This is a genomic window from Pseudomonas sp. P867, from assembly GCF_019891455.1.
GTDB classification, from domain to species: Bacteria; Pseudomonadota; Gammaproteobacteria; order Pseudomonadales; family Pseudomonadaceae; genus Aquipseudomonas; species Aquipseudomonas synxantha_A.
This window is the reverse complement of the sequence record NZ_JAFLXB010000009.1, coordinates 91,233-104,636: the sequence shown is the minus strand read 5'-3', so window position 1 is coordinate 104,636 and position 13,404 is coordinate 91,233. Positions and strand designations below refer to the sequence as shown.

The 13,404-nt window shown below is 61.1% G+C and carries 10 protein-coding genes; 6 read left to right on the top strand and 4 right to left on the bottom strand.

The genetic code is table 11. The features are described 5' to 3' along the window. Positions 1–41: 41 nt before the first annotated feature. From J1G33_RS17590 to J1G33_RS17580, 3 genes are all read left to right on the top strand, one after another. Positions 42–1,172, top strand: coding sequence for a carbon-nitrogen hydrolase family protein (locus J1G33_RS17590; protein ID WP_032880538.1), 1,131 nt, complete (start codon positions 42–44; stop codon positions 1,170–1,172). 3 nt (positions 1,173–1,175) lie between these two features. Then, the gene (locus tag J1G33_RS17585; RefSeq protein ID WP_103734452.1) at positions 1,176–2,210 is read left to right on the top strand and encodes an AraC family transcriptional regulator; all 1,035 of its coding nucleotides are present in this window, start codon (positions 1,176–1,178) and stop codon (positions 2,208–2,210) included. A 327-nt stretch (positions 2,211–2,537) separates the two neighbouring features. Beyond that, on the top strand, positions 2,538–3,542 hold the full coding sequence (locus J1G33_RS17580; RefSeq protein ID WP_032880535.1) for a hypothetical protein: 1,005 nt from the start codon (positions 2,538–2,540) through the stop codon (positions 3,540–3,542). 53 nt (positions 3,543–3,595) lie between these two features. Here the strand turns inward: J1G33_RS17580 and J1G33_RS17575 are convergent, their stop codons facing one another. Continuing rightward, positions 3,596–4,066, bottom strand: coding sequence for a MarR family transcriptional regulator (locus J1G33_RS17575; RefSeq protein ID WP_032880533.1), 471 nt, complete (start codon positions 4,064–4,066; stop codon positions 3,596–3,598). A gap of 145 nt (positions 4,067–4,211) precedes the next feature. Between J1G33_RS17575 and aceE the strand changes: the two genes are divergently transcribed. Beyond that, positions 4,212–6,872: a pyruvate dehydrogenase (acetyl-transferring), homodimeric type gene (gene aceE / locus J1G33_RS17570; protein WP_223018473.1), complete on the top strand. Its 2,661-nt coding sequence runs from the start codon at positions 4,212–4,214 to the stop codon at positions 6,870–6,872. Position 6,873: 1 nt separating this feature from the next. Here aceE and J1G33_RS17565 read toward each other — a convergent pair whose 3' ends face one another. After that, on the bottom strand, positions 6,874–7,698 hold the full coding sequence (locus J1G33_RS17565) for a DUF2242 domain-containing protein (protein WP_148853545.1): 825 nt from the start codon (positions 7,696–7,698) through the stop codon (positions 6,874–6,876). An 83-nt stretch (positions 7,699–7,781) separates the two neighbouring features. Then, positions 7,782–8,687, bottom strand: a complete 906-nt coding sequence (locus tag J1G33_RS17560) for a LysR family transcriptional regulator (protein ID WP_223018472.1) — start codon at positions 8,685–8,687, stop codon at positions 7,782–7,784. Positions 8,688–8,802: 115 nt separating this feature from the next. Between J1G33_RS17560 and J1G33_RS17555 the strand changes: the two genes are divergently transcribed. Together J1G33_RS17555 and nhaA are read left to right on the top strand one after the other, a co-directional pair. Next, positions 8,803–9,981, top strand: a complete 1,179-nt coding sequence (locus J1G33_RS17555; RefSeq protein ID WP_223018471.1) for an MFS transporter — start codon at positions 8,803–8,805, stop codon at positions 9,979–9,981. A 118-nt stretch (positions 9,982–10,099) separates the two neighbouring features. Next, entirely contained in the window at positions 10,100–11,443 is a 1,344-nt protein-coding gene (nhaA, locus tag J1G33_RS17550) for a Na+/H+ antiporter NhaA (protein WP_223018470.1), read from the top strand. An 82-nt stretch (positions 11,444–11,525) separates the two neighbouring features. Here the strand turns inward: nhaA and J1G33_RS17545 are convergent, their stop codons facing one another. After that, positions 11,526–13,400: a SurA N-terminal domain-containing protein gene (locus tag J1G33_RS17545; RefSeq protein WP_032880522.1), complete on the bottom strand. Its 1,875-nt coding sequence runs from the start codon at positions 13,398–13,400 to the stop codon at positions 11,526–11,528. Positions 13,401–13,404: the final 4 nt, after the last annotated feature.

Sequence of the window (13,404 nt, the reverse complement as noted above, 5' to 3'; positions counted from 1 at the left end):
CTAGTCGCGAACCCTGCACCTGGTCTGTTGTCTGTTGCCCCATGCGTAAACTTCTAGCGTTCACCGTCACCATGGCCCTGGTTGCCGCCCTCGCCGCGTATCTGGTCTGGACCCAGGAGCGCCCCGTGGCGCATTACCTGTCGGACCTGCGTATCACCCTCGCCGTCAATGAGGGCGAACCAGCCGACCGTGGCAATCTGCTCGGCATTCAGCCAGAGCTGTTCCCTGCCGACTACCAAAGCCTGGAACGCCTGCATTTGAAGCTGTCGAGCTACCTGCAAAAAGCGCGCGACCAAGGCCTGATCAACGCCAAGACCATCGTGGTGCTGCCCGAACATATCGGCACCTGGCTGATGCTCAAGGGCGAAAAAAACGAGCTGTACCAGGCCACGCATTTGAAGGATGCGATGAACTGGCTGTCGATCAGCAACCCACTGCAGTTTGCGAAAGCCTGGATCAGCGCCACCGGCGACAACCGCATGGATGACGCCTACCTGCGCATGAAGGCCCCTGCCATGGCGCGCGACTATCAAGTGGTGTTCGGCGGGCTGGCAAAAGAATTTGGCGTAACCCTGGTGGCAGGCTCCATCGCCCTGCCCAACCCGAGCGTGATCCAGGGGCAGTTGGAAGTCGGCCATGGCGCGCTGTACAACGCCAGCGTGGTGTTTGCCGCCGACGGTTTGCCACTGGGCCAACCGCAGCGTCAGCTCTACCCGATCTACGATGAGCGTGGCTTTATCGAGCCAGGCGATGAGAATGTCGTCAGCGTGGTGGATACGCCTGCCGGGCGCCTGGGCACCCTGGTCGGCAGCGACAGCTGGTACCCGGACAACTATCGCAAGCTCAACGAGCAAGGTGCGCAACTGATCGCAGTACCGGCCTTCGTCACTGGCCGCGACACCTGGGACCGTCCATGGCGCGGCTTCAAGAGCGTGTCGACGCCTTCCGAGGTCAGCCTCAAACCCGAAGAAACCAGCGAAGGCGCCGCCTGGCGCCGCCTCACGCTGATCAGCCAGCAGCCTGTCAGCCAGGCCATGGCGGGCATGAGCGTGTTTTTACGTGGGCAGTTCTGGGACCTGGGCAGCGCCGGCCAGAGTTTTCTGAGCAGCAACGGGCAAGTGTTCGCCGACGGCGAGGCCCGTGGCGCGCGCCTGCTGAATATCTGGCTGTAGCCCTTGAAGCCGGTGCGCCTGGGGGATCTGTCGGTGGGCTTCGTGCACACCCTGGCCGATGCCATCCAGAGCCACGGCCTGGACCCGCAACCGCTGTTGCTGCAATACGGCCTGGACCCTGCACGCCTGGCTGAAGCCGGCGCACGCCTGTCGATCCCGCGCTATATGCGCCTGGGCCACGCGGCCATCCAACTGACCGGCGACCCGGGCCTGGGCCTGCGCATGGGCCAACTCAGCCGCTTGAGCCAGGCCGGCCTGGCCGGTGTCACCGCCGCCCAGGCCCCCAATGTGCGCGAAGCGGCGCGCACGCTCACACGCTTTGAAGCGCTGTACGGCTCCAACTATCGCGGGCAATCGAGCTTTCATGAAGATGCCGAAGGCGCCTGGCTGCGGTTCTACTCCATCAGCCCCTACAACGCCTATAACCGCTTTGTGGTGGACTCGATCATCGCCGGTTGGCTGCAACAATTATCCAGCCTGGCGCAACAGCCGGTGCAGGCACAACGGATAGAAATCGAATTCGACGCGCCGGACTATCACGAACACTACAACAGGCTGGGAAGCGGCCTGGTGCACTTCGGCGCCGATGCCAATCAACTGCGTCTGAGCCAACCCACCTTGGCGCTGCGCAACCCACAGCACTGCCCAAGCACCTGGCACCTGCTGCTGCAGCTGTGTGAAAGGGAGTTGGAGCAGCTGACTCGCACCCGCAGCCTGCGCGAGCGCATCACGCGGTTGCTCGGGCCGATGCTCAATGGCGGCCGGGAACCCGACCTGGAAGAGGTGGCGGCACGCTTGAAACTGCCGACCTGGACACTGCGGCGCAAACTGGCCGAGGAAGGCACACAGTTTCGCGCAATTCTCAACGACACCCGCCGCGACCTGGCCATGACCTATATTCGCGATACCGAGCTGGCATTTGGCGAGATCGCCTACTTGCTTGGCTTTGCTTCAGCCCAAGCCTTCCAGCGGGCCTTCAGGCGCTGGAATAACCAGACCCCTGGGGAATTTCGCCGCAGTCAGCGGCATTCCGCCTGAAGCCAGCGTTACAGCTCGGTGGCATCGTCAACCGGATCCAGCGGGTCCAACTCGAATGCCTGGTACTCCAGCAGTTCTTCCTGGTAATCGTCCATGGTGGACTCCTTCTTCAAATGAGAGCGGTGGCAGGTAAATGACCTGCGAACCCAGCCTAAAGTGCCGTCATGACGAAAAAATGTCGACGTTGTGACATTCCTGCGCTTGAAAAGTTAAACGCGACAGGCGCCGGATAATTTAATCCCATGACTTGAAGTGCGATTGCAATCATTGCAAATGCAATCATATTTCCAGTAGGGTACAAATATCCGTTGGAAGGAGCTTGGACCCATGCCTGCCTCTATCGCGCATTCTGCGCAGAGCTGCATCGACGCACTCAGCACCGCCGTTTGCCCGGCCAACTCGCCGCTGTATACGGTGATGAGCATGGCCAATACCCTGGAATCCAGCCGGCACGCCTGGGTGATCCGTGGCCAGTCATGCAGCCGCCGCGTGGGCAACTGGCCTATCTGGTTTGCGCGCAATCGCGGCGAAAAACCCCTGCTCTATCTGCACAGCGCAGTATCGTCTGCACAGTTGTGCGCACTGTCGGAGCAGACCGCCCAACGTGGCATCTTTTGCAATGACATCGAGAACCAGCCTTCCCCGTGGCCCAAGGGCACGCACCCGTCATTGCCAGTATGGCTGGCGGCTCATCCACGCTGCACACCCTACGATCCCGCCTCGGGAGACGAAGCTCGAGCGATTGTGCTGGCAGGACTACGCACGCTGTACATCGACGGCCAGCCAGGTTTTTATTATTTGACGCTGCATGACCAGGATGCCCACACGACACTGACTGCCCAGGACCGAGAGGATGCCCACAAAGGCATGTATCCGATCCGGCGTGGACAAGCAGCAGATGTGCGCCTGCTCGGGGCTGGCCGGGCGCTGGAAGAGGTGATGTACGCCGCAGAGTTGCTGGAACAGGACTGGAATATTACGGCGCAGGTGTGGAGCAGCCCCAGCTACACACGGTTGGCCCGTGAGGCGGCGACCGCGGAGCGCTGGAACCGCTTGCACCCCTTGGCCCCCAGGCGCAGCTGCCATTTACGTGATTGCCTGGCAGGCAGTAGCGCACCCGTCATTGCCGTCACCGGTTATCCGCAGGTGATTGTCGATCAATTAGCCGCGCATGTAGATGCACGATTTATCGCCTTGGGCGCAGGCTCGATGCAGGCCTCTGCGCCGAGCCGCTATTGGATTGTGGCGTCAGCGTTAAGAGCGCTGGCCGATGAAGGGCGTACCGAGGTGCAGCAGGTGGAAAACGCACTGCAGCGCTATCACCTGAAGTGAGGGGGAATGCAATTGCGCAAGCAAGGTCCCCCGCACTGAGTCTGTTTTCGAACCTACGATTTACGTCGGCTGCGCACTTGCACACCCGCATCCATCGCCAAGCCCGCCGTGCGCTCCAGGGCATCGGCAAATGCCTGGCGCTGCTCGGGTTCGATTTGTGAAATGAACAGCTCGTCCACGGTGCTTTCGTAGATTTTCCACATGCTCTTGCGCAGCGCTCGACCCGTGTCCGTGATCGAGGCAAACGCCGCACGACCGTCGCCATCGGAGCGGGAACGCACTACCAGGCCGTCCTTTTCCAGGCGGTCCACCAGGCGCGTGAGGTTATAGCGCTCAATGGCCAGCACATCGGCCAGTTCGTGCATACGCCGGGTGCCGCCGGGCCCGCTTTCCAGGCCCCACAACGCATCGTACCAGGCGTACGGCGGCAGGCCCGCCGCAGCCAGGCGCCGCTCGATTTCACGGATGACCGTCCTGTGAGCCCTGACAAAACGGAACCATACATCCGGCTCTTTCGACGACATGCAACACCATCCGGGGAATTTCAAGAAGGTTGCAATAGTAGCTCATCCCGCGCTAGATTCTGGCATGTCGTTGCAATTGCAACTACATTTTGCATCACTCCCGCGAGGAGCTCGCTGCTTGAATCCGCCTACCCTGGAGCCTCACATGACCCCGAATGACCCAGTAAGACTCGACGATGATCCGCAGGAAACCCGCGAATGGCTGGACTCCATCGAATCGGTGCTGTCCACCGAGGGCCGTCCCCGCGCTCATTACCTGATCGATCAGTTGCTGGATTTCGACGTTGCACGGCATGGCGACTTCTACGGGCGGGTGACCACCCCCTACGTCAATACCATCCCGGTTGAGCGCCAGTTGCCCTACCCCGGTAACCAGGCCATCGAGCGGCGCACCAATGCGTTCATCCGCTGGAATGCCATGGCGATGGTATTGCGCGCAGGCAAACACTCAGGCGTGGGTGGGCATATCGCCACCTATGCGTCAGCCGCCGTGCTGTATGACGTAGGCTTCGATCATTTTTTCCGTGGCCGAACCGACACATTCGACGGCGACCTGGTGTACATCCAGGGCCATTCCTCACCAGGCATTTATGGCCGTGCCTACCTGGAGGGCCGTATCAGCGAAGCGCAGCTGGATAACTTTCGGCGCGAGGCCGGTGGCGAGGGTTTGTCTTCCTACCCTCACCCACGGTTGATGCCGGACTTCTGGCAATTCCCTACGGTCTCCATGGGCCTGGGGCCGATCACCGCCGCGTACCAGGCGCGTTTTATGCGGTACCTGGAGTTTCGAGACCTCAAGCAGCATCAGGGCCGCAAGGTTTGGGCATTCCTCGGCGATGGCGAAATGGACCAGCCCGAATCCCTGGCGGCCATCTCCCTGGCGGGCCGCGAAAAACTCGACAACCTGATCTTCGTGGTCAACTGCAACCTGCAACGCCTGGATGGTCCGGTGCGCGGCAATGCCAAGGTGATCCAGGAGTTCGAGAGCCTGTACCGTGCCGCCGGCTGGAATGTGATCAAGGTGATCTGGGGCGGCGGCTGGGACGCGCTGCTGGAAAAGGACCAGAGCGGCCTGCTGCGCCAACGCATGATGGAATGCGTGGACGGCAACTACCAGAATTACAAATCCCAGGATGGCGCTTATGTGCGTGAACACTTCTTTGGCAAATACCCGCAGTTGCTGGCGCTGGTTGCGGACATGTCCGACGACGACATCTGGAAACTCTCACGGGGCGGGCATGACCCGGACAAGGTCTACAACGCCTACGCCGCCGCCGTGCGCCACAAGGGCCAGCCCACGGTGATACTGGCCAAGACGGTCAAGGGCTTCGGCATGGGTGAAGCTGGCGAAGGCCAAAACATCAACCATCAGCTGAAGAAGATGGGGGCCGAAGCGGTAAAAGCTTTCCGCGACCGCTTCGGCCTGGAGGTCGACGATGACCGGCTCGAAGAAATCCCCTACCTCAAACCCGCCGTCGACAGCGAAGAGGCCCACTACTTTGCCGCACGACGGCAGGCGCTGGGAGGCTATGTGCCAGCGCGCCACACGAGCGTTGCGCCGCTGCAAATCCCCGAGCTGAGCGCCTTCGCCACCCAACTCAAAGACACCGGTGAGCGCGCCATCTCCACCACCATGGCCTTTGTGCGCATCCTCGGCACGCTGCTCAAGGACCCGCATTTGGGCAAGCTGATCGTGCCTATTGTGCCGGATGAGTCGGGCACCTTTGGCATGGAAAGCCTGTTCCGCCAGATCGGTATCCACTCAGCCGTCGGCCAGCTCTATACCCCACAGGACGCCGGGCAATTGAGCTACTACAAAGAAAGCAAAGACGGACAGATCATGCAGGAAGGGCTGAATGAATCCGGCGCCATTTCTTCCTGGATTGCGGCAAGCACGTCCTATAGCAACCATGGCCTGATGACCGTGCCGTTCTATATTTTCTACTCGATGTTCGGCTTCCAGCGCGTCGGCGACCTGGCCTGGGCGGCGGGCGATGCGCGAGCGCGGGGCTTCCTGCTGGGCGCCACGGCCGGGCGCACCACGCTGATGGGTGAAGGCTTGCAGCACGACGACGGGCACAGCCATATCCTGGCGTCGGTGATTCCCTGCTGCGTGGCCTATGACCCGACTTTTGCCTACGAACTGGCGGTGATTATTCGCGAGGGTATGCGGCGCATGTATGTCGAACAGGAGGACATCTATTACTACATCACCCTGCTCAACGAAAACTATCCGCACCCGGCGATGCCGGAAGGCGTTGAAGAAGGCATTCTCAAGGGCATGTATCCGCTGAGCAGCCACCCGCAGGCAAAGGTGCAGCTCATGGGCAGCGGTTCAATCTTGCGCGAAGTGATCGCCGCAGCCGAGTTGCTCGCCAAGGATTTCGCCGTGCATAGCGATGTCTGGAGCGTCACCAGCCTGACCGAATTGCGCCGTGATGGGCACGCCGCCGAACGCTGGAACCTCCTGCACCCGCAAAGCGAGCCGCGCCAAAGCTACGTCGAAACCTGCCTTGCCGGGAGAACCGGCGCTGTGGTGGTGGCCACGGACTACATGAAGTTGTTCGCCGACCAGATTCGCCCCTTCGTGCATAACCGCCGTTTTGTCGCACTGGGTACCGACGGTTTCGGGCAATCGGACACCCGCGAGACATTGCGCGAGTTCTTCGAGGTAGACCGGCACTTTATCGCTTTAGCAGCCTTGAAGGCGTTGGCTGATGACGGTGTGATTGGTCGTGACAACGTCGCCCTGGCCATCAGCCGCTACGGGATCAACGTCGACAAGGCCGATCCCGTAGCCATCTGAGTTACTGCGCAGGCGCTGGCAAGGGCGGTATTGCCTCTGTCGGCGCAGGCAGGCTGGGATTGGTCGGCGCCGGCGCGGGCTCGGTTGCTGGCGCCGAGGCAGGCGCAGGTTCCGGGGTCGGTGCGATCGGCGCGGCCTCAGGTGGCGGTGCCAGGGGTTGCGAAGCGGCAGGCGCTACAGGGGCATCCTTCGGCGCCTCGACCTTCTCGGCTACTGGAGCGGCTACCGGAGCGGCCTTGGGTTCAGGCACACCCAGGTCAGCCTTGGGCTGCTCGGGTATATGCTCGGCCTGCTTGACCTCCTGCGGCAGGAACACATCCACCAGCGCAAAGTAACGCTCGTAGAACTTCGGCGCCGAGACGGTCTCGCTCGCGACTTTCACCATCGAGTCGTCAGTGGAGCCGATCGGCATCGACACCGAACCCAGCACACCCACGCCGAGGCTGGCGGAGTTGTTGACCTTCTTCAGCGCATAGCGATCCTGCAAGGCGTTGGCAAACATCGTCGAGTGATTGCTGCCTTTGCCATCAGCAGCGCACACCACGTTGAAACTGATCTGCAGATGGGTCTCGCCGGTCTGCTGAAAACTCTTGTTGCCCGCCACCAGCTTTGGATCGCTGCTGGTAATGATGTAACCCTGGCTCAGCAGGGCACGACGCGCCGCTTCACACGCCGCTACATCGCTGACCGGGTAATCGCGGGAAAACGTACCGGAATCGTCGAAATTCTCATGTTCATAGATAGCGGTCTTGGGTGAGGAGCAGCCCGCGGCGCCCGCCAGCACCAGCGCCAACCCGAGGCTACGCAAGTGAAATGATGTCGACATTGAAAATCCTGTGGAAAACGGTCCGGACGGTATTGTGCAACAGAACGCGGCCTTGAAGCGCGCATTCCTGTCGGTTAAACATCTCAGCCTTGTGAAGCCGCGTCAGTAGGAAAAAGCCCGGCACACATATGGTCGATAAACACGCGCAATTTGGCCGAGGCATGGCGACTGGCCGGCCACAGCAACCAGAAACTGCCACGGTGTTCAAGGTGTTCATCCAGCACGCGCTGCAAAGCCCCTTGCGCAACCGCCTCGTTGACCATGTAGTCCGGCAGACACGCAATACCGAGACCTTCCTGAGCCACATGCTTGAGAGACTCAATGGTGCTGCTGACCAGCGGCGCACGCAAGCTCGGCTCCGCCGCGCCCGGCACCCGTCGCAGCGGCCAGGGCTCGAGTTTGCCGGAGGCGCAGAATTTATGCCGAAGGCAGGCGTGATGACTCAAGTCCAGGGGCAGGAGTGGCGTGCCGTATTGGTCGAAATAGCCGGGCGTACCGACAAGTACCAATTGGTAATGCCCCAGATGGCGCGCCATCAAGCGCGAGTCTTCCGGCTTGCCGGTGCGGATCACCGCGTCGAAGCCTTCATCGATGACATCCACCATACGGTCGGAAAAATCCACGTCCAACTCGATATCCGGATAGGCACGCATAAAGCCACTGATCACCGGCATCAACAACCCGCGCACTTGGGGCACGCTGATACGCAGTTTGCCCCGCGGGGTGGCACTGGCCTCGCTCAACTCCAGCTCAGCCGCTTCCACTTCCGCCAGGATACGCCGCGAGCGTTCCAGCAACAGCGCGCCCTCACTGGTCAGGGTGATACTGCGGGTACTTCGATGAAACAGCCTGACGCCCAGGCGCTCCTCCATGCGTGCGATGCTTTTGCCTACCGCTGAGGATGACACGCCCAATACCCGCCCGGCGGTGGTGAAGCTACGGGTTTGCGCGACCTGTACGAATACCGAGAGCCCGCTCAGACTGTCCATGCTGATGCCTTGGTCGATTGCGGACAAAAATGTCCGATAAGTTCGGCACCTTAGCCTGTTTTTCCGCGCATCGCAGCCCCCTACCCTGCCTCCTTGCCCCTTCAAGGAGACTCCCATGAACAACACTTCAGTGACCGCTACGGCGCCCGTGCATGAACCCTTGCCATTGGCAGGGTTGCTGGCCCTGGCCTCGGCCGGCTTTATCACCATCCTCACCGAGGCCATGCCCGCCGGGCTGCTGCCGCAAATGAGCGTCGGGCTGGAAGTGTCACAGGCGCTGGTGGGGCAGTTGGTGACGCTCTACGCCCTGGGCTCATTGCTCGCGGCCATCCCGCTGACCTTGCTGACCCGTGGCTGGCGTCGCAGGCCTCTGCTGTTGATCGCCATAGGCGGCTTTGCCTTGGTCAACAGTGTCACCGCGTTTTCCAACCACTACGGCGTGACCTTGATCGCTCGCTTCTTTGCGGGTGTATTCGCCGGGCTGCTGTGGGCGCTGTTGGCAGGCTACGCCAGCCGCATGGTTGCCCCTCATCTGCAGGGCCGGGCGATCGCCGTGGCCATGCTCGGTGCGCCGCTGGCCTTGTCCCTCGGCGTACCTGCTGGCACCCTGCTTGGCACGCTGGTCGGTTGGCGCAGCAGCTTTGCCATCATGACCGGCCTGACCCTGTTACTGCTGGTGTGGGCGCGCTGGCAATTGCCGGATTTTGCCGGCGAAGCAGCCAGCAAACGTCTGGGCCTGAATCGCGTGCTGGCCCTGCCGGGAATCCGCCCAGTGCTGTGGGTGACCTTCACCTATGTGTTGGCTCATAACATCCTCTACACCTACATCGCTCCCTTGCTGGTGCCCGCCGGCATCGGCAGCGAGATCGACCAGGTATTACTGGTGTTCGGCTTGATGGCGTTGGTAAGCATCTGGTTGGTGGGCATATGGATTGATCAACACCTGCGGTTGCTGACCCTCATCAGTTGCGCGACGTTCGCCGCAGCTGCCCTGCTCCTGGGTTTCTGGACCAGCTCTGCGATCTGCATCTACATCAGCGTGGCGGCCTGGGGCCTGGCTTTCGGAGGCCTGCCGGCCCTGCTGCAAACCGCACTCGCGAAGTCGGCCGGCAACTCGGCTGATGCCGCGCAATCCATGCTGGTCACCGCATGGAACCTTGGCATTGCCGGGGGTGGGCTGGCTGGCGGTTTGATGCTCCAACACTGGGGCGTCATCGCATTTCCATGGGCCGTGCTGGGGTTGATAGCGCTGGCGCTGGGTGCAATGACGGGCAAGGCCTGGCACGGCCGATGACAAGTTTGTTTACAACTTATTCCTCAACTTCCTATCATCGCCTCTGGGTGCGTTGCTGCATAAGGCACGGCGCAGGTTAAAAGCCAAGCATTGGTCGGGCCGCCAATGGAGATTTGTCGTGCCTGATAAACACCCTGCCATCCCCCGCCCTCAGCGCCTGACTGAGGGCGCGCTGTCTGCCCTTGAGCGTTTTTCCCATATCGAAGCCGTGAGCGGTATCGTCCTGCTGTTGGCAGCGATCGTTGCGCTGATCTGGGCCAACAGCCCCGCCGCAGCGACCTACGAGCACTTCTGGAATACGCCTGTTACCCTGGGACTTGGCGATTACAGCGTGTCGCGCTCCCTGCACTTTCTGGTCAATGACGGGCTGATGACCATCTTCTTTCTGGTAGTCGGCGCCGAGATCCGTCAGGAAATCAAAGATGGCGCCCTGGCCAACCTGAAACTGGCCACGCTGCCCTTGGGCGCTGCGCTGGGCGGTGTGCTGATGCCTGCACTCATCTACACCCTGCTCAACCACGGCACCGTCGCCGCCAGTGGCTGGGCGGTACCCACCGCGACCGACATCGCCTTTGCTGTGGGCGTGCTGGCGCTGCTGGGCAAGTCGATTCCCAGTGGCGTGCGTATCCTGTTGCTGGCCCTGGCGATCATCGATGACATCGTGGCGATCCTGATCATCGCGATCTTCTTCACTGCCAGTCTCGATTACATGGGCTTGGTGATTGCCGCAGGCGGGCTGGCGCTGGTGCTGGTGTTCCAACGCATGGGCATCGGCAAGGCCGCGATCTATCTGTTACCTGGCGCGGTTGTATGGTTCGGGCTGCTCAAGACCGGCGTGCACCCGACCCTCGCCGGGGTGATCCTGGGCTTGATGACGCCGGTCAACTCCAAGCCCACCACGGAGCGCCCGCTGGAGACCATTGAACGCACGTTCAACGAGCTGATGGAGCGCTTCTCGCATTCGGCAGAAGGCCCCCAACAGGTCGCCCAGCCCCTCAAGCAACTGCGCCAAGCCCAGCGGGAGATATTGCCGCCGGTGCAACGGGTGCAATCGGCACTGCATCCGTGGGTGGCATTCGGCGTGATGCCGCTTTTCGCCCTGGCCAATGCTGGCGTGAGCCTGCACGGCTTCAACCTGGATGATCCGATGGCTCACGGGGTGTTCATGGGGGTCATCTTTGCGCTGGTACTCGGCAAACCCCTGGGCGTGATGCTGGCGAGCCTGATGCTGGTCAAGCTCAATATCTGCAAGCTGCCGGACGGTGTGACCTGGACAGGCGTCGGCCTGGTTGGCCTGCTGGCCGGGATCGGGTTCACCATGTCGATCTTTATCTCCTCTCTGGCCTTCTCGGACCCTGCCTTGCTCTCGGCCGCCAAGCTCAGTGTATTGGCCGCTTCGACCCTGGCAGCGGTGATCGGCCTGACCTGGGGCAAGCTCAAGTTTTCAGGCAAGCACCCATAAGGCGAGTTAAGCACCCACTTTATCAAGGGCAAAAAAAGACCCCGGCCTTTTCAGGACGGGGTCTTTTTTATTCAAGCCGGCATCAGTACTTCTTGATGTCTGCCTGGGTTTCCAGCTGCTTGCGGAACGCCGCGAAGTCCTGCTGGCCGATACGGGAAGCGAGGAAGCGGCGGTATTGCGCCTTTTCTTCATCCGTAGGGGCTGCCGCTTCGTTGACGCCGTTCAAGCGCACAATCACCAGGCTGCCATCACGCAGCGTCACCGTGGTGAAAGTAGGCTTGTCCTTGGCCGCAGGCTTGGGCATGCGGAACAGGGCTTGAAGCACGGCTGGATCGATGGATTCCTGACCGCGGGTCGCCGCTTCAGTCACCTTCCAGGCCTGACCGTCAATCGGCTGGTCCAGCGCGGTTTTGCCGTCACGCAGGCTGGCGATCAACTCGTCGGCATGGGCTTTGGCGGCAGCGCTCGCACGCTCCTTGGTCATCTGGGTGCGAATCGCCGCAGCAACGCTCTCAAGCGGCAGTTGAGCCGGCTTGAGATGCTCTTTGGCACGCAACACGATGATGGTTTCCGGGTCCAGCTCGATGGCACTGCTGTTGGCACCTTCATCCAGCACTTCCGGGCTGAATGCCGCAGTCACCACAGCACGGTTGGCTGCAACGCCTTCGCCACCTTCACGGCCAAACGGCGCCGAGGTGTGGACGGTCAGCTTCAGGTCAGATGCCGGCTGAGCCAGGTCGGACGCTTCGAATGCCGCATCTTCCAATTGCTTGGTCGCTTCGACAAACCGCTGTTCAACCTGTTGGGTCTTGAGCTCGCGGGTCAGCTTGTCTTTCAGGCTGGCAAACGATGGCACCTCAGGTGCTTCAACGCCCAGCAACTTGATCAAGTGCCAACCGAAGGCACTGCGCACCGGCGCCGATACCTGGTCTTGCTTCAAGCCGTACAGGGCCGTTTCGAAGTCCGGATCGTAGACGCCCGGGCCGGCAAAGCCCAGGTCACCGCCATTGTTGGCCGAACCTGGATCCTGGGAGAACTCCTTGGCCAGGGCTTCAAACTTCTCGCCTTTGGCCAGGCGTGCCTGGACTTCTTCGATCTTGGCCTTGGCTTGCGCCTCGGTGACCTTATCGTTGACTTCGATCAGGATGTGCGCGGCACGACGCTGTTCAGCGAGGTTGGCGGTTTCCTTCTCGTAGGCAGCCTGCAGTTCATCGTCCTTGACGGTGACCTGGTCGAAGAAGGAGGACTTCTTCAATTCCAGATAGTCGATGACCACCTGGTCCGGGGTCATGAACTCTTTGGCGTGCTGATCGTAGTAAGCCTTGACCTCATCATCGGTGAGCTTCACCGCTGCCGGGTCTGCCTTGATGTTGACGGTGGCGAAATCGCGGGTCTGTTTTTCCAGTCGGGCGAACGCCAGCACCTCGGCATCGGTGACGAAACCGCTGCCGGCGATACCTGCGCGAACCTGGCCGATCAGCATTTCCTGGGTCAGCATCTGACGGAATTGCATACGGCTATAGCCCAGTTGACGGATCACCTGGTCAAAACGTTCGGCATTGAACTTGCCATCCACCTGGAATTCCGGCGTCTGCAGGATCACCTGGTCCAAAGCGGCTTCCGAAAAGCCGAACTTGGCATCAGCAGCGCCTTGCAGCAGCAGCTTGCGGTCGATCAGGCCCTTGAGGGCCGCGTCGCGCAGCAGTTTTTCGTCCAGCAGCGAAGCATCGAAATCCTTGCCCAGCTGTTGCATCAGCTGGCGACGTTGCATGTCGACAGCCTGGCTCAGTTCGGTCTGGGTGATCTGTTCACCGTTGACCTTGGCCACGTCCTGCGCGTTATTACCCGAAGCCTGGAAAATGGCTTCGATACCGGTGAACGCCATCAATGCGACGATGATCCCGATAATGGTCTTGGCAATCCAGCCTTGTGAATTGTCCCTGATATTTTGCAGCATGCGT

Bases quoted from the DNA above. Each gene is read 5' to 3' on its own strand.
- J1G33_RS17590 (WP_032880538.1), top strand. From the start codon at position 42: ATGCGTAAACTTCTAGCGTTCACCGTCACCATGGCCCTGGTTGCCGCC.
- J1G33_RS17580 (WP_032880535.1), top strand. From the start codon at position 2,538: ATGCCTGCCTCTATCGCGCATTCTGCGCAGAGCTGCATCGACGCACTC.
- J1G33_RS17575 (WP_032880533.1), bottom strand. From the start codon at position 4,066: ATGTCGTCGAAAGAGCCGGATGTATGGTTCCGTTTTGTCAGGGCTCAC.
- aceE (WP_223018473.1), top strand. From the start codon at position 4,212: ATGACCCCGAATGACCCAGTAAGACTCGACGATGATCCGCAGGAAACC.
- J1G33_RS17565 (WP_148853545.1), bottom strand. From the start codon at position 7,698: ATGTCGACATCATTTCACTTGCGTAGCCTCGGGTTGGCGCTGGTGCTG.
- J1G33_RS17560 (WP_223018472.1), bottom strand. From the start codon at position 8,687: ATGGACAGTCTGAGCGGGCTCTCGGTATTCGTACAGGTCGCGCAAACC.
- J1G33_RS17555 (WP_223018471.1), top strand. From the start codon at position 8,803: ATGAACAACACTTCAGTGACCGCTACGGCGCCCGTGCATGAACCCTTG.
- J1G33_RS17545 (WP_032880522.1), bottom strand. From the start codon at position 13,400: ATGCTGCAAAATATCAGGGACAATTCACAAGGCTGGATTGCCAAGACC.